Annotated in this window: 14 protein-coding genes; 6 read left to right on the top strand and 8 right to left on the bottom strand. The window is 59.6% G+C overall.

Going from position 1 to position 16,862, the window contains the following annotated elements; all coding sequences use genetic code 11:
* Positions 1-45: 45 nt before the first annotated feature.
* The 4 genes from Q4577_RS13235 (at position 46) to Q4577_RS13220 (ending at position 4,623) form a co-directional block, all read left to right on the top strand.
* On the top strand, positions 46-981 hold the full coding sequence (locus Q4577_RS13235) for a tripartite tricarboxylate transporter substrate binding protein (protein WP_303469695.1): 936 nt from the start codon (positions 46-48) through the stop codon (positions 979-981).
* Positions 982-1,059: 78 nt separating this feature from the next.
* A complete protein-coding gene (locus Q4577_RS13230; RefSeq protein ID WP_303469694.1) occupies positions 1,060-1,599 on the top strand; it encodes a tripartite tricarboxylate transporter TctB family protein in 540 nt (179 codons plus the stop codon).
* 9 nt (positions 1,600-1,608) lie between these two features.
* Complete coding sequence (locus Q4577_RS13225; protein ID WP_303469693.1) at positions 1,609-3,129, top strand: tripartite tricarboxylate transporter permease; 1,521 nt, start codon at positions 1,609-1,611, stop codon at positions 3,127-3,129.
* A 6-nt stretch (positions 3,130-3,135) separates the two neighbouring features.
* The gene (locus tag Q4577_RS13220; RefSeq protein ID WP_303469692.1) at positions 3,136-4,623 is read left to right on the top strand and encodes an aldehyde dehydrogenase family protein; all 1,488 of its coding nucleotides are present in this window, start codon (positions 3,136-3,138) and stop codon (positions 4,621-4,623) included.
* Positions 4,624-4,780: 157 nt separating this feature from the next.
* Here Q4577_RS13220 and Q4577_RS13215 read toward each other — a convergent pair whose 3' ends face one another.
* From Q4577_RS13215 to Q4577_RS13190, 7 genes are all read right to left on the bottom strand, one after another.
* A complete protein-coding gene (locus Q4577_RS13215; protein WP_303469691.1) occupies positions 4,781-6,745 on the bottom strand; it encodes a beta-galactosidase in 1,965 nt (654 codons plus the stop codon).
* Positions 6,745-6,957 (bottom strand): hypothetical protein, encoded by a 213-nt coding sequence (locus Q4577_RS23735; RefSeq protein WP_368397811.1) that lies wholly within the window; start codon positions 6,955-6,957, stop codon positions 6,745-6,747. Before Q4577_RS23735 ends, Q4577_RS13215 begins: the two co-directional genes overlap by 1 nt.
* A 66-nt stretch (positions 6,958-7,023) precedes the next feature.
* Positions 7,024-8,733 carry an IlvD/Edd family dehydratase gene (locus tag Q4577_RS13210; protein ID WP_303469690.1) on the bottom strand — a complete coding sequence of 570 codons (1,710 nt, stop codon included), beginning with the start codon at positions 8,731-8,733 and terminating at the stop codon, positions 7,024-7,026.
* Positions 8,730-10,814: an alpha-galactosidase gene (locus Q4577_RS13205; protein WP_303469689.1), complete on the bottom strand. Its 2,085-nt coding sequence runs from the start codon at positions 10,812-10,814 to the stop codon at positions 8,730-8,732. The genes Q4577_RS13210 and Q4577_RS13205 overlap by 4 nt, the downstream gene beginning before the upstream one ends.
* Positions 10,811-11,659 (bottom strand): carbohydrate ABC transporter permease, encoded by an 849-nt coding sequence (locus Q4577_RS13200; RefSeq protein ID WP_244690558.1) that lies wholly within the window; start codon positions 11,657-11,659, stop codon positions 10,811-10,813. Before Q4577_RS13200 ends, Q4577_RS13205 begins: the two co-directional genes overlap by 4 nt.
* Position 11,660: 1 nt before the next feature.
* Complete coding sequence (locus Q4577_RS13195) at positions 11,661-12,590, bottom strand: carbohydrate ABC transporter permease (protein WP_244690557.1); 930 nt, start codon at positions 12,588-12,590, stop codon at positions 11,661-11,663.
* Positions 12,591-12,767: 177 nt separating this feature from the next.
* On the bottom strand, positions 12,768-14,027 hold the full coding sequence (locus Q4577_RS13190) for an ABC transporter substrate-binding protein (RefSeq protein ID WP_303469688.1): 1,260 nt from the start codon (positions 14,025-14,027) through the stop codon (positions 12,768-12,770).
* A 127-nt stretch (positions 14,028-14,154) separates the two neighbouring features.
* Between Q4577_RS13190 and Q4577_RS13185 the strand changes: the two genes are divergently transcribed.
* Complete coding sequence (locus Q4577_RS13185) at positions 14,155-14,934, top strand: IclR family transcriptional regulator (RefSeq protein ID WP_244690553.1); 780 nt, start codon at positions 14,155-14,157, stop codon at positions 14,932-14,934.
* A 25-nt stretch (positions 14,935-14,959) separates the two neighbouring features.
* On the top strand, positions 14,960-16,018 hold the full coding sequence (locus tag Q4577_RS13180) for an ABC transporter ATP-binding protein (protein WP_303469687.1): 1,059 nt from the start codon (positions 14,960-14,962) through the stop codon (positions 16,016-16,018).
* 89 nt (positions 16,019-16,107) lie between these two features.
* Here the strand turns inward: Q4577_RS13180 and Q4577_RS13175 are convergent, their stop codons facing one another.
* Entirely contained in the window at positions 16,108-16,836 is a 729-nt protein-coding gene (locus Q4577_RS13175) for a dienelactone hydrolase family protein (RefSeq protein ID WP_303469686.1), read from the bottom strand.
* Positions 16,837-16,862 lie beyond the last annotated feature (26 nt).

The raw sequence follows: 16,862 nt of genomic DNA, 5'->3' as shown, positions 1-16,862 counted from the left end.
TCACACCAATGGTGCGAATAACGCACCGATCACAGGGAGAGAGTGATGAAGAAGACCTTGATTGCAGGTGCTGCTGTGCTTGCGGCCATGCTGCCGGGAATCGCGGCGGCCGAGTATCCGGAGAAGCCTGTTGAATTCGTTGTCCCCTGGCCGCCGGGCGATGCCGAAGATGTTCTGACGCGCATGATCGCAGAGGATTTCCAGAACGCTTATGGTGTCCCCGCAGCGGTGGTGAACAAGCCCGGCGGCGGCGGCGGCCCCTTCCCCGGTGCGGTCGAGGTCGCAAAAGCGCCGGCGGATGGCTATACCGTGGGCTCTTTCATCCTGGCGGTGCCGGTCATCGGTCCCAACATCGGCATTCCCGAGCTGAACCCCAACCCGTTCGAGCCGCTTGGCGCCTTCATGACCTATCCCTTTGTGATCGTCGCGGGCAAGAATGCACCCTATTCAACAATCGACGAACTGGCCGCCCATGCCAAAGACAACGACGTGGTGCTCGGCCATTTCGGCGCGCCTCTGATCCCGACAAAGGTCACCTTTGCACTGGCAAAGCAAAAGGGCTTTTCCTTCGCCGCCGATGCCGCCTTTGACATCCTCGATTGCAATTCACTGGCCTCTGGTGATGTCGATGTGATGAACACCACACTGCAACTTGTGCTGCCCTGCCTTGATAACATCAACGTGCTGGCCTCGATCGGCGGCAAGCGGATCGGCCTGACCCCCGACACACCCACCGTGGGCGAGCTTGACCCCAGCCTGACGCTGGCGCTGTGGAATGGTCTGTTCGTGCACAAGGACACACCGGCGGACGTGCGCGAAAAGATTGTCGCGGTGGCCAAGGACACCATGGCATCGGACCGCGCCCAGGACTTCATGGCCAAGACCGGGGCGCTGGTCTACTGGCAGAACGCCGAAGAAACAGCCGCACAGATCGAAGCGGACACCGCGGCGCTCGCGAATATCAACGCAATGCTTGAGTGATCCTGTCACACACTGACAGGTTGGGGCGGGCTGTTACGGCCCGCCGGTCGAATTCGATCAGAGTTGCGGGAGAGGCAAATGATCAAGGCGCAGACATTACAGGATCTGTTCAAGCGGTACCGCCGACCGGGAGATTTGTTTTACAGTATAATATGTGTCGTGTTCAGCCTGTTTCTGGCGTTCAATCTGCGGGCCGAAACGACCTGGGTGGACAATACCAAACTGTTCGCGCAACCCGCATTCTGGCCCTATGTCGCCGTGGGCGCGATGACGGTTTTTTCTGCGCTGCACCTGGTGTCCAGTCTCGTTTCGCCAAAACTCGATGGCCGCTGGCAGGAGGTCGGGTTCTGGCTTCGCTCGGTCGAATACGCGGGCTGGTTAATGATCTACGTGATCACGGTGCCGCAACTTGGCTATCTGCCAACCACGGTGATTTTCGCCGTCGCCCTGTGCCTCAGGCTCGGCTACCGCAACGCGCGGTATCTCGCCTCTGCTGCGCTTTTCGCGGTCGTGGTGGTCGTGATCTTCAAATCACTGTTGCAGGTGAAGGTGCCGGGCGGGGCCATCTATGAGCTTCTGCCAACAGCGCTTCGTTCATTTTTTCTGACATATTTCTAGGGCTTGCTTATGGAAACCTTCTTTGCAGGCGTCGAACTCCTGATGCGTTGGGATGTTGCTTTGGCGCTTTTTATCGGCTCGGTCGGTGGCGTGATCATCGGCGCCATTCCGGGTGTCGGGGCCGCCGTGGCCATCGCCATTCTGCTGCCAGCCACCTTTTCGCTTGATCCTATCGTCGGCCTTACGATGCTTTTGGGGATCTATGGATCCTCGATGTATGGCGGCGCCCTGCCCGCCATTCTGATCAACACCCCCGGCACCGCGGTCAATGCCCTGACCACCTATGACGGCTATCCGATGACCAAACGCGGAGAGGCCCGCCGCGCGCTGGCGCTGGCCTATTCGGCCTCGTTCTGGGGCGGCATATTCGGCATTCTCTGCCTGATCTTCCTGTCGCCTGTGCTGGCGCTGGTGGCGCCGCATTTCGGCAGCCGGGAAATCTTTCTCGCTGCGCTTCTTGGCATCATACTTGTGGTGCTGGCTCATCGCGGTCAGGTCTTTGCCGCGGGTGGTTTGGCGGGGATTGGCATCCTGCTGCACACAGTTGGTCTCGACACCAAATACAACCAGCGCATGACATTCGAACAGACCTGGCTGACCGGCGGCTTTGATCTGATTGTTGTGGTGCTGGGTCTCTTTGCGCTGTCGCAGGCCTTTCTTTTGCTGACCGAAAAGGACAGCGCGCCGGATCCGCAGCCGGTCGATGGCTCCATGTTCGGCGCGATGAAGGAAATGTGGCTCTACAAGCGCGTGGCAACCGTCGCCAGCGGCTTTGGTGTTCTGATGGGCATGATCCCCGGCGTGGGCGAGTTCACTGCCCAGTTCATGTCCTACACCTATGCCCGCCGCACATCGAAGACACCTGATGATTTCGGCGATGGCGCGCCCGAAGGCCTGATCGCGTCAGAGGCCGCCAACAACGCCGTCCCCGCCGCCGCAATGATCCCGCTGCTTGCACTCGGCATCCCGGGCGAGGCGCTGACCGCAATGATGCTTTCGGTCTTTTATGTGCATAACGTCATCCCGGGCCCTCAGCTGTTCCAGACCCAGCTCGATTTCGTTTATGCGCTTTATATTGCGATGATCCTGCTGAATGTGATCGTGATCATCTTTTTGATCTTCTCGACCAACATGCTGACGAAAATCATCCAGGTGCCGACCCGTTTTCTGGGAATGGTCATCCTCATCCTCAGCTTCGTTGGCGTCTATTCGCTGCGCAACTCGGTTATCGACTGTGCGATTGCCTCGGGCTTTGGTGTGCTTGGTCTGGTGCTGAAACGTCTGAACCTGCCGATCGTGCCCATCGTGCTTGGCATGGTTCTGGGCGGGATCATGGAGGTCAAACTCCGCTCTGCAATGATCCGGGTGAAACAGCCACTGGACTTTGTTGACCGGCCCATCGCCGCGATCCTTGCCGTGATGATCGTGCTGGTGATCCTGATGCACATCCGCACCCTGCACAAAGAGCACAAGGCGCGGCTTTCCGAGGCCGAGATTGATCACGACCTCCATGACTCTCAGACAAGGTAACCTGACGTGACCGAACAAGCCCACATTGACGCGCTGCGCACCAAGGCCATCGCGCCCCGGAAACTGCTGATCGACGGCCAACTCTGCGATAGCGAAACCGGCCAAACCGACAACGTGATCTCGCCGCTCGACGGCTCTGTGCTGACCACCACCGCCGCTGGCACCAAGGGCGACACCGAACGCGCGATTGCCGCCGCGCGCCGGGCTTTCGACGACAAGCGTTGGCGCGGGATGCCGCCCGCGGCGCGCAAGAAAATCATGCTCCGCTGGGCCGATCTGATCGAGGCCGAGATGCTGGACCTTGCGGTGCTGGGCGTGCGCAACAATGGCACCGAAATCGGCATGGCGTTGAAGGCAGAGCCGGGATCGGCCATCGCCACCCTGCGGTTCTATGCCGAGGCCATCGACAAGGTCTATGGCGAGATCGCGCCAACCTCGCAGGATGTCCTTGGCCTGATCCACCGCGAACCGATTGGCGTGGTGGCCGCGATTATCCCGTGGAATTTCCCGCTGATGATTGGCGCATGGAAGTTGGGCCCGGCCCTTGCGGCGGGCAATTCGGTGGTGCTCAAACCCTCTGAAACCGCCGCTCTTTCGCTTTTGCGAATGGCGGAACTGGCGCTAGAGGCCGGGGTGCCGCCCGGTGTGCTTAACGTCGTGACCGGCGAGGGCAAGGTCGTGGGCGAGGCGCTGTCGCATTCCATGGATGTGGATGTGGTCGTTTTCACGGGATCGGGCGCGACCGGTCGCAGGCTTTTGCAGGCCTCAGCGGCGTCAAACATGAAGCGCTGCTATCTGGAACTGGGCGGCAAATCCGCCAATGTCGTGTTCGCCGATGCCAGGAACCTGACCGAGGCTGCCGCCGTCAGCGCCGCCGGGATCTTTCGCAATTCCGGTCAGGTTTGCGTGGCTGGTTCCCGGCTTCTGGTCGAGCGCTCGGTGCATGATGATTTCGTCGCGGAACTGGCACAGGCCGCCAAATCCATGCGCGTGGGCGACCCGCTTGATCTGGCAACACAGGCCGGGGCGATCAACAACGCGGCGCAGCTGTCCCAGAACCTATCCTTCGTCGAAACCGCCCAGACCGAAGGCGGAACGCTGTATCAAGGTGGCCAGCGCATCCACGCGGACACCGGCGGCTATTTCATGGAGCCGACAATCATCACCGACGTGGCCGCAGATCACAGCATCGCCCAGAAAGAGGTGTTTGGCCCGGTTCTGGCCGTCACTGCATTTGACGATGAGGACGAGGCCATTCGTCTGGCCAACAGCACCGATTATGGCCTTGCCGGTGGTGTGTGGACCTCGGATCTTTCGCGTGCACATCGCATGGTGCGCGAAATGCACACGGGCGTCGTGCATGTAAATACCTATGGCGGGCCGGACGTCACCGTGCCGATGGGCGGCGTAAAGCAATCCGGCAACGGGCATGACAAGTCGCTGCATGCGCTCGACAAATTCACCGATCTCAAGACCGCCTGGATAAAGCTCTAGCGCGCGTTAGCCCCGGCATTCAAAAGGTCGGCAGACAAAGGTTCTGCTGCCCGTCGAACGGGTCATCGCGCCAAAGAAGGCCGATCAAGCCAGGGGCCACTTGCCGTCAACGGCAAGTGCGAACCCCGTGGCCCGATGGCATATCACCCGGCACGGGTCAGGTTCTGGTCAGGCTCTGGCGTCGGACACCGGCGGCCTCAAGCTGCCAATCTTCGATGGTGACGGGCTGGGCGGTGTAGTTGAACCAGAACCGCTCATCCCCGCAATCGCGCCGACGCACGCCATCCGGCAGAACCATGGTTTCGACCCCCGCCGCCGTGCAGGCCTTGGCAAGCAGTCGTTGCAGGGCGCTCTCATCCAGCCAGGCGCCAAGATAGGTCACCTGCCCCTCTGTCATTGCCGCGACGGTGCCATCCACCGCACGTTCCGCAACCGCCGCACTGCCTTGCAACGCTTCGCGGTAAAGCTGCACATGCCCGCCGTCCGCCAGCGCAATCGGCATATCCGGGCGGAGGCTTTCGACATGCGCCACCGTCACATCCAGACCGGGAATATCCGGGGGCAAGGGCAGCGGAATCGCCATATCTTCATCGCGCGCGCCGCTGCGCGGGCCGATCAAAACCTGTGCATCCGCCGCAACCAGCGCCGATTTCAGCCCGTCCGACATATGCATCAGCCCCGGCGCTGCAATCACCTTGTAGCCTGCAAAATCCGTCGTGCCCGGTGGCAGGATGTCAACCGACAGGCCAAGCCCCCGCATGGCACGATAGGTATCGAACACCAGCCCGAAATAGCTGAGGCCGAGGCCATGTGGCTGGGTCGCCCATGCGAAATCCGCGTCATAATCAAAGATCAGCGCAACAGCGGCCTGCCCCTCTGGCACCTCTGGCGCGTCCTTCAGCTCGGCAAAGACCTGCCGCGCCTCATCCAGCCCCGGGGCCTCTACGTTGTCGGGGCGCAACAGGCCAGAGTGCATCTGCTCTTGGGCAAAAGGGGCCTGACGCCAGCGGAAATAACAGACCGCCTCGGCCCCATGGGCAAAGGCCTCCCACGACCAAAGCCGCACCATTCCCGGCAACGGCGCGGGGTTATAGGGCGCCCAATTGACCGGACCGGGCTGTTGCTCCATCACCCACCAGCGGGCCGGTTTGCCCGATGCGCTCGATACCCCCGGGGCACAACCGGCCACCGCACGATACAGATCGTGGTGAAACGCCTGAAAATCCGGGTCGCCCTGGCGGGCATAGGCACGCTGGCGCGCGGGGTCCGCACCAACCCGGTCTTCGAGAAAGCCCAGCGGATAACTGTCCCAGGTGGCAATATCGAGGTCCGCACCAACCTTGAAATGATCAAAGTCGGTGATCCGCCCCATGTAATTATGCGACAGCGGCGCAGAGGAATGCGCGCGAAGAATGTCGGTCTGAACCCGGTTGAAGGCCACGACCTGATCCGAACTGAACCGGCGAAAGGCCAGCACATGCGCCGGGTTTGGCTCGGTCACTGTCAGGTTGGGCAGGTCGATCTGGTCAAATCCGTCATATTCCATCGACCAGAACACATTGCCCCAGGCCGCGTTCAGCGCGCCGATGTCACCATCATTGCCGGGGCCGGGATATTGGCCACGCAACCAGGTGCGAAAGGCCGCGCGGGCAGCACCGCTGTAGGAAATTATGGTGTCGTGACAGCCATATTCATTGTCGGTCTGCCAGGCGGCGACATGTGGATTTTTGCCATAACGCTCGGCCAGTTTGGTGACAATCCGCGCGCATTCGGCTTTGTATTCTGCGTGGCTGAAGCAATAATGCCTGCGCGACCCGAATTTGCGCGGGCGTCCCTCGGCATCAACGGCCAGCATATCGGGATAGCGGTCAACCAACCAACGCGGCGGCGTGGCCGTGGGCGTGCCAAGCACAACCTTCAATCCCGCCGCGCCAAGGACGGTGATGGCATCATCGAGCCAGTCAAAATCATATTGACCCGGCTGCGGTTCCAGACGCGACCAGGCGAATTCGCCGATCCGCACCCAGGTCAGGCCGGCCTCGGCCATGCGGCGCGCGTCTTCTTCCCAGATGTCGCGCGTCCATTGTTCGGGGTAGTAACAGGTGCCAAGGGTCCGTTGCATCAGATATTCACGCGGTGTTCGGGCCGACCATTGCAGGCAAGCGAGGTTGAAAAAGTCTGGCCCTCCGCCGCAGACGGCGGAGTTTGGCCTTCGGTGGCAGAGGTGGCAATCAGGTTGTCATGGTCACAACCACCAAAGGCCGGGCAGGTCACCTGCTGTCGAGGCAAAACGATATGCATAGGCGCAGGCCCCTCAGGATCACACCGCGTCACTCGCGACGCCGCCGGCCAGGAAAACGCTCTGCCCGGCGAAGTCGTGAAATGTTGCGGTCCGGTTCATCAGTGGCTCTCTCGGGTCACCGGGCGGGTGTCTTTGCCAACCAGAAAATCAAGATCCGCCCCCTGATCCGCCTGCAAGACATGATCGACATACATCTTGGCATAACCACGGGTGTAATGCGGCTCTGGTGCAACCCATTCGGCCCGGCGCGCCGCCAGTTCTGTCTCTGAAATCAGCAGTTCCAGAACACCTGTGCTGGCAGAAATGCGGATGCGGTCGCCGGTCTGGACCAACGCCAATGGCCCCCCCGCCGTCGCCTCGGGCGAGACATGCAGGATGACGGTGCCAAAGGCCGTGCCCGACATCCGCGCGTCTGACACACGCACAATATCGCGCACGCCCTTTTTCACCAGCTTGGCCGGCACCGGCATGTCGCCCACTTCGGGCATTCCGGGATAACCCTTGGGACCACAATGTTTCAGCACCAGAATGGTGTTCTCATCCACCGGCAGATCGTCACGGTCGATATTGGCCTTCAGCTCTTCGATGGTCTCGAACACATAGGCCTCGGCCTCATGCTCCAGAAGGTGATCCGACGCCGCCGAGGGTTTGACGATCGCACCATTTGGCGCAAGGTTCCCGCGCAGCACGCGAAGCCCGGCGGCGGGTTTCAACGGCGTGTCATAGGCATAGATGACATCGCGGTTATAACACTCGGCCTCGTCATAATAGACCGAAATATCCTTGGACATCACGGTGTTGGCCGGGCGCAATTTCTGCTCCAGCTCTTTCAGCACCACGGGTACGCCACCCGCATAACAGAAATCTTCCATCAAATATTTGCCCGACGGCATACAATTGACAAGGAGCGGGATCTCACCGCCGATTTCGAAATCTTCCATTGTCAGGTCGATGCCGACCCGGCCCGCCAGCGCCAGAAGATGCACCACCGCATTGGTCGACCCCCCAAGCGCGGCATTGGCCAGAATGGCGTTTTCAAAGCTGGCTTTGGTCAGCACGTCCGACAGTTTCAGGTCTTCTTCGACCATTTCGACGATGCGTTTGCCGGTAAGATGCGCCAGCGCCATGCGCCGCGCATCAACCGCCGGCAACGAGCCATTCATCGGCAACGACAGGCCCATCGCCTCGGTCAATGACGACATGGTGGATGCGGTGCCCATGGTCATGCAGACGCCCTTGGAGCGGCTCATGCCGGATTCGGTTTCCATGAAATCCTTGAGCGTCATGTCACCGGCTTTGACGTCCATCGCGAACTTGCGCACATCGGTGCCAGAGCCCAGATCGCGGCCTTTCCATTTGCCGTTCAGCATCGGGCCGGAACTGACCACAATGGTCGGCAGATCGACCGATGCGGCGCCCATCAACTGGCCCGGCGTGGTCTTGTCGCAGCCGCCCAGAAGGACAACACCGTCCATGCCATAGGCGCGGATCGACTCCTCGACATCCATCGCCAGCAGGTTGCGAAACAGCATGGCGGTCGGCTTCATCTGGGTTTCGCCGAGGCTCATCACCGGGAATTCCACCGGAAATCCGCCCGCCTCCCAGACGCCACGTTTCACGCCCTCGGCCAATTCCCGCAGGCCAGAGTTGCACGGCGTCAGTTCAGACCAGGTGTTGCAAATGCCAATGACCGGACGGCCATCGAAAGCATGGTCTGGAAAGCCCTGATTTTTCATCCACGACCGACGGATAAATCCATCCTTGTCGAGCATTCCGTACCAGCCACGATTGCGTCGTTCCTTGGTCATATCAACGTTCCTTCAATCACCCACATGGAGTCCGGGAAAGACCAGGGCAAAGTCAGTCCGTGATTCATCAGATATCCGCCGCTCAGCACCAGAGGTTCCGATTTCAATGTTTGATCACCGCGCGACAGCGGCCCGGCATCGCCACGATTGAGCAACTCGATGCGGTATTTCGCATCCGGTGTCAGCCGGCTGAGCGTCAGCGGGCGCGGCGCGATCTGGCTCGACGTGGCGGCCTTGCCCGCGAACACCACAAATTTTGCACCACCTTCGGCCAGCTGCTGTTCGGCAATGACCGCCGGATCGGGGCTGTCGAGCCGCAGGATGTCGGCGCGGTACATCCAATCGCGGTTGGCCTTCCACCAGCCGGTGACCTCGCTCAGGACGCCAACCTCTTCTTCGGTAAGTTCGCGGGGGTCCATTTCGAACCCCATGTGCCGCTGCGCCGCGACCCAGGACCGAAACCGGATGTCCAGCGTGCGGCCCGACGTATGGCAGGTGCGCGGGCCAACGTGGCTGCCGGTGACGGCCATCGGCAGGAAAATCGCCGCATTGTGCTGCATCCGAAGCCGTTCCTGCGCGTCGTTGCTATCACTCAGCCAGACGCGATGCGTGCGCGACAGAATGCCAAAGTCGATCCGCGCCCCGCCAGAGGCGCAGCTTTCGATCTCGACATCGGGAAAAGCCGCGCGCAACCGATCAATCAGCATATACGACCCACGGGTCTGGGCGGCATCGGGTGTCGGCAGAACGCGGTTGTGGTCCCATTTGATGTATTCGATGGCATTGTCGCGCAGAACCTTGCTCATCCGATCGAACAGGAAATCCCGCACCTCTTCGAGCCCCATGTTCAGCGCCATCTGTTGACGGCCCATGATCTGGTCCTCGCCGCCCAACGCCCAATGCGGATTGGCGCGGAACACGTTGGAATCCGGGTTGATCATTTCCGGTTCAAACCAGATGCCAAAGGTCATGCCCAAGCCGTGGATATGTTCAATCAGCGGCGTCAGCCCATCGGGATATTTGCGCGGGTCCACTTCCCAATCGGAAAGCGCCCGTGTGTCGTCATCCCGATTTCCGAACCAACCGTCGTCCAGCACAAACCGTTCCGCCCCCAGTGCGGCGGCACGGCTGGCAATATCTTTGAGCGCGGGGAGGTTGTGATCAAAATAGATCGCCTCCCAGCAATTGTAATGCACCGGCCGCGGGCGGTCCGGTTGCGGCCATTGCACGATTTCATCGCGCAGGTGGCGCTGAAAGGCGACAGCGCAGCCATTGATACCGTCATCCGAGAACACGGCATAAAGCGGCGCGGTCTCGAATTTGGTTTTCGGATCACCCTCCATCCGGGCGGCCTGGCCGAACTGAATCTGGCGGCGGCCATCCGGCAATTCTTCGGCCACCATCCGGTGCCCGCCGGACCAACCGTAGTGAAAGGCATAGGCAAGGCCACGGGCATTGGTTGCCCCACGGCAGGGCACGATCAGGCCCGGAAAATGTTCATGTCCCGTGCGCCCGGTGCGATTTTCCCGATAGCGCATGCCCGGCGCCCAGGGCGTGCGGTTCAACTGAAACTCGCCACACCAGCGCCCGGAAACATCGATCATCTCATCCGATTGCTGCGGGCCGGGAAAGACCGGCGCGCTCAGCCAGTGCAGATGCACCGGGGCCTCGGATTCCAGCGTCGCCTGCGCCACGATCATATGGGTCCGGGGATTGATCGCAAAGCGCGCGGTATAGGTCAGCGCGTTGGAGACATCGGTGTATTTCAAGCTCAGGCTGTCAGCTGCAACCTCGGCATCGGCAAAGCAGAATTTCGGCAGCAGCGGCGTGCCATTTTCGGCCCGCACGATCAGCCCGGGTTGTCCGGGAAAGGTGCGCGTCGCCTCGGGACACAGCGACAGTTCCGGGTTGGCATCCAGCATGCCGCCAGTCACATCAATCGCATGTGCTTGATAAAGTGTAGTCAGGTCTTCGTCATCCGGCAGCCGCGACCCCCAGTAGACCACCTCGGCGAGGTGGTCTCTGTTGGATCCAAGCACCAGAGTTTGACGGCCGTCATCCAGTCGCCAGCATCGGATCATTTTACGGCACCCAAAGTCAGACCTGCGATAAAGTGTTTTTGCATCATGAAGAACATCGCCACCGGCGGCAGAGCCGCAACAACCGCACCGGCGCTCATCAGATGATAGGCCGCCCGGTATTGTGCGTTGAACGAAGTGATGCCAGCGGTCACAGGCTGGGATTCAGCCCCCTGCGTCAACACCACAGCCCAGAAATAATCGTTCCAGATGAAGGTGAAGATCAGCACCAGAAGGGCGGCAATCGCCGGTTTCATCAGCGGCAGCACGACATAGACAAAGATCTTCCACTCGGCCACGCCTTCGACTCGTGCGGCCTCGATCAGGGGGAATGGCAGACCCTTGATGAAGTTGCGCATGAACAGCGTACAGAACCCGGTTTGGAATGCGATGTGGAACAGCACCAATCCGGTCTTGGTATTGTACAGCCCAAGGTCCAGCGTCAGATCACGCACCGGCACCATCAGGATCTGGAACGGCACAAAGTTGCCCGCGACAAACAGAAAGAACAGCCAGAGGTTCGCTTTGAACTGATAGATGCCCAGGGCAAACCCCGCCATGCAGGACAGCGCCACCGCGCCAATGGCCGTGGGCACGGTGATCAGGATCGAATTCAACAGATAGCGCGGCATGTCGGAGTCAAAGAACACCTTGCCGTAGTTTTCGAACCCGCCGAACACCGACGGCAGGTTCCAGTAATCACCGGTGGTGAAATCTGCCGCCGGCTTGATCGAAAAAAGCGCCACAGCGATCAACGGCAACAGCCAGAAGATCAAGGCCACGGGCAGCAGCGCCTGATAGCCGATCTGCACATTGCGAGAGGATTTTTCAATTGGTTTCGGAAACATCTCAGTGTCCCTTCTCTTCTTTGTACATCGAATAAAGGAAGTACGCGATGAAGCAGAGCATGATCAGGAACAGCACCACAGCAATGGCCGCGCCATAGCCCATGCGGAACCCGTATTCGGAAAGTGCGACTTCGAACATATAGAAGCTGAGCACGCGGCTTTCGCCGAACGGCCCGCCATTGGTCATGATCGAAATGAGGTCGAAAGACCGCAGCGCGCCAACGATGGTCACCACAAAGGCGATGAAGGTCGCGGGTTTGAGTTGCGGCACAATCACATACCACAGCATTTTCCAGCCCTTGGCACCGTCCAGCCGCGCCGCTTCGACCTGTTCGGGGTCAACGGCGTTCAATCCGGTAAGGTACAGGATCATGCAATATGCGGTCTGTGGCCAGAGACCGGCGGCGATGATGCCATAGGTAACATAGGTCGGATCGCCCAACACGTTGATCGGCCCAAGGCCAACAAAGCCCAGAATGGCATTCAGCAAGCCAAAGGTCGGGTCATAAAACCAGCTGAACACCAGCCCGACAACAACCTGGCTGATCACAAACGGAAAGAAGAACAGCGATTTGTAGATCCGAATGCCGGTTACGGTCTGGTTCAGAAACAATGCGATGAACAGACCCGCGGGAATCGCCAGCAGATAAAGCAACAACCAGATCAGGTTGTTGCGCAGCGACGTCCAGAACGCCGGGTCGTCCAACAGTTCGCGGTAATTGTCGAGCCCGACAAATTCCTTTTCGCCCAAACCATCCCAGGCCACGGTCGACACGGTAAAGCTTTGGAAGATGGGGATGATCACGTAGACCATGAAAAACAGAATGGCCGGAAGCAAGAAGAGCCAGGGCGTGATCGCGATCTCGTTACGTTTGTACCAAGATCGCCGGGGGGGCTCGTATTCGGTCTGGGGAAGCGCGGGCGTGGTCATCGTGAACCTCGTTTCTATGTGCACGGACAGTGGATCGGAGCGGGTGTCGGCACGTAGAACGCGGGGCTTTAGCAAGCCGGTTCACGGCCGCTGCACAATCGTGCCCGGTGCGCGCCTATCTGAATTTTGGGACGGTGTGGCGGATCGGGGGCGGACATGTTGCCCGCCCCCAACACATTACTTGTAGATGCGTTCGCGCGATTTTTCCAAACGCTTCAGGATGGCATCCAGATTGTCAGGGCGCACCATGAACTCTTGCAGACCTTCCATGCCGACCTTGGCCATTTCCGCCGGGAAGTCGCGGTCAAAGAACTGTGCAACACCGCCCGGGGAATTGGACGACAGCATCGCAAAGCCTTCGTTCAGGAATTTGTCGTCGTCGACCTTGGACATCGCATTGGTTGGCAGCTGTCCCAGCGCGTCACCGGCGTTGATTTCGGTCTGCACATTGGTCGAGACCATGTAACGCAGGAACGCACGTGCGTTATCCTTGTTCTGGGCACCCGACGGGATGTGGAACGTGTCGGTTGGCGCATCTTCGGCCAAAGGCACATCGGGGTTGATGACCGGGAACTGATAGAAATCCAGCTGGTCATCGCTCAGCCCTGCTTCGCGCAGCGGCGCCACGGCAAAGTTGCCGATCAGATAAGATGCGGCATCGCCCTGGGTCATGAACGGCAGCGCCTCTTGCCAGCTGTAGGACTGGTGGTTTTCCAGGAAACCGCCCATATCAATCAGCTCGCGCCAGTTGGCAAATGTCTGACGTACGCGGTCGTCTTCCCAGCTGACTTCGCCGGCAGCAAGCTGCATGTGGAAGTCAAAGCCGTTGGTGCGCATGTTCAGATAGTCAAACCAGCCGCCCGCGGTCCAAAGAAACTTGGTGCCGATGGCATAACAAGCACGGCCGGATTCGACGATCTTGGCACAGTTTGCTTTTTCTTCTTCCCAGGTGGCAGGCTCGCTCAGACCCAGTTCGTCAAAGATGTCTTTGCGATAGTAGATGCCCCATTGGTAATAGGTATAAGGCACACCCCATTGCTTGCCGTCGATGGTCATCGCACCTTTGGTGGATGCCAGGTTTTCGCCGATTTCGGGTTCCGCCCACAGATCGCTGACGTCCTCGAACAGGCCGGCCTCGACATAGGGTTTCATCCGGTTTGCCGCGTACCAGGTGGCGACATCCGGCGCATTGGCGCTCAGGAAGTTGCGGATCTGGGTCTTGTACGCGTCGCGGTCAATGATCGTGGTTTCAATGTTCAGATCGGGGTGCATTGCCTGAAAATCGGCAATCGCGGATTCCATCGTTGCGCGCGGCGCCGGGTTCGATGTGTCCAAAAAGATATTCAGATCACCGGTCAGCGCCTGCGCCGATGCGCCCCCGGCCAAGAAGGCGGCGGCGGAGAGCGTCGCGAGCGATGCCTTGATTGTTTTATTCATAGTGTCCTCCCTGACACGTTCCAAATAGTGAAATGCTAGTTTGCATATTGCAATATCATCACAAATCCCTTAGGTGTGTCAATACAAACATTGCTCAAAAAGCCCGCAGCAAAGCGAGATCAAGACCATGAATTCAGCGCCCACGGGAAGCGGCACAGTCAAGAAAGCATTGGTCGTTCTGGAGCTGGTTGCGTCCTTTGAACGGCCCGTCAAATTCCCCGAAGTGCTTGAAAAATCCGAATTCCCCCGCGGAACGCTTTATCGGTTGCTGAAAACTTTGGCAGATGAGCAAATGCTCGCCTTTAATCCGGAAGACCAAACCTATTATCTTGGGATGCGTTTGATTCGTCTGGCGCATACCGCGTGGAAGAATGCCTCGCTGGCGCCGATCGCCAGACCCTTCATCGAATCGCTGGCGGCAGAGGTCAACGAAACCGTGCACCTGGCACAGATCGACAGCGGACAGGTTTTGTTCATCGACAAGATCAGATCCGCCGACCGAACAGAGACCCTGGCCAAAGCCGGAAAGGTCGCCCCCGCCTATTGCACCGGCGTCGGTAAGGCGATGTTGGCATTCATGGGACACAAGCGGCTGGAGCTTGCCCTGCATCAACAGGCCTATTTCAAATACACGCCGACGACACATGCCTCGCCCGACACGCTGATCCCCGAGCTGGAAGAAATCCGTGGCGATGGCATTGCCTATGACCGCGAAGAGCACGAGCAAGGCACGATTTCCATTGCCGCGCCCATCCTGTCGAACAATGGCCGTGTGCTGGGCGCGGTGTCGATCGCGACCTCTACCGTTCATCACTCGCTGGAATCGCTTCAGGATTTCCGCGACGCGCTATTGAAAACAACCAAAGAAATCGGAGCCGAGGCCACGTCGTGGCAATTTCCGTCATGAATACCTTAAGCAAAGGAAAACAAATATGTCCGGTGTAACGCTTCAAAACGTCATTAAACGCTATGGAGATGTTCAGGTGATCCACGGGGTCGACCTGGAGATTGAGCACGGCGAATTCTGTGTTTTTGTCGGACCTTCGGGCTGTGGCAAGTCCACGCTTTTGCGGATGGTTGCCGGGCTTGAGGAAACCACCGAGGGCAAGATGACCATCGGCCCGCGCGATGTGACAACCATGGACCCGGCAGAGCGCGGCGTGGCAATGGTGTTCCAGACCTATGCGCTTTATCCGCATATGACGGTCAAGGACAACATGGGGTTCGGTCTGAAAATGAACGGCCACCCCAAGGCCGAGATCGAGGAAAAGGTCGCCGAAGCCACCCGCATTCTGAAGCTTGAAGAATACCTCAACCGCAAGCCTGCGGCCCTGTCCGGCGGCCAGCGTCAGCGTGTTTCGATTGGCCGTGCCATTGTGCGCGGGCCAGAGGTGTTCCTGTTCGACGAGCCCCTGTCCAACCTTGATGCCGAGTTGCGGGTTGAAATGCGCGTCGAAATTGCGCGTCTGCACAAGGAAATCGGCGCCACAATGATCTATGTCACCCATGATCAGGTCGAGGCGATGACCCTCGCTGACAAGATCGTGGTGCTGCGCAAGGGCCATATCGAACAGGTCGGCGCGCCGCTTGAACTTTACCGCGACCCCGACAATAAATTCGTCGCTGGCTTTATCGGTTCGCCCGCGATGAATTTCCTTGACGGTGTGGTGCAGGGCGGTCGCGTGCATGTTCCGGGTTTGGGCAACAGCTTTGATGTGCCGGTGACATTGCCGCCCGAAGGCACCGAAGTCACCCTGGGCATTCGCCCCGAACATATCGAGGTTGATCCAGCGGGCGACACCCACGATGTCGACCTGACCGAGGCGCTTGGCGGCACGTCCTATGCCTATCTGGTTTCGGCGACTGGCGAAAAGATCGTCGTCGAAGAACACGGCGACGACCGGTCGCAAGAGGGCATTCGCGTCGGCATCAAATTCCCCGCCTCGCGGGTCATGCTGTTTGATCGCAAATCAGAAAACCGCATTCGCTGACAGTTTGGGCGCGGCAATCTCCTGCCCCGCGCCCAAACTGTGCCCAAACTGCGCCCAAACCGCTGATTTGGAACAGAAACAGGCCGGGCCTATAGGCGCCGGCCGAACAGTTCCAGCACGCAGTCCCAACTGCGCTCTGCGGCGGCTGCGTCAAAGCAGTACCGCTCTGGAAAGGTCCAGCCGTGCGCCGCGTCAAAATATTCAACCCGGCCCGGCGTTGATGACGCGGCCAGGGTCTGTTCTATGCTGGCCTGATGCGCGGGCGGACAGGTCGGATCGTCCTTGGCAAATCCAAAGAACAGCTCTGCCTCGACCTCGCCGATCAGCTTTTCCATCGAATGCGGCGTCGCGTTGATCAGCCGACCGCCATGCAGCGATGCAGCGGCGCGCACATCGCGCTTGTTATGCGCTGCACTGGCAATCGCGTGCCGTCCGCCCATGCAATATCCCACGGTGCCAAAGGCCGGCACCTGCACCTTCGTCAGCTGGGTGACCTGTTGGATCAAACTGGCGGTGTCGGCGGCGGTCATCTCTGTGGTCAGAGCGTCGTTCAGGGCCGCCGCGTCGGCCGGTGCGCCATCCCCCGGCTGGATGGTGGGCTGAAAGCACGGGTTGCCCTGACGATAGAACAAACCGGGCAGAAACACCGCATACCCCGCCGCCGCATACCGGCGACACATCTGTCGAAGCTCGTCGCGGAACCCAAAGATATCCATAAAGAAAATGATTCCGGGACAGGTGCCTGTCTCGGTCGGGGTAAAGACCTCGACCGGCATGTCCCCGTCGGCTGTTTTCACATGTTTTACGGCGTCGTGCATTGTGGCCTCTCCTTGATCCAGTCGCC

Origin of the sequence: Marinovum sp. 2_MG-2023, assembly GCF_030548265.1 — a bacterium.
Taxonomy (GTDB): Bacteria; Pseudomonadota; Alphaproteobacteria; order Rhodobacterales; family Rhodobacteraceae; genus Marinovum.
The sequence above is the reverse complement of the archived record's forward strand: the minus strand, read 5'-3'. Positions and strand labels throughout refer to the sequence as shown.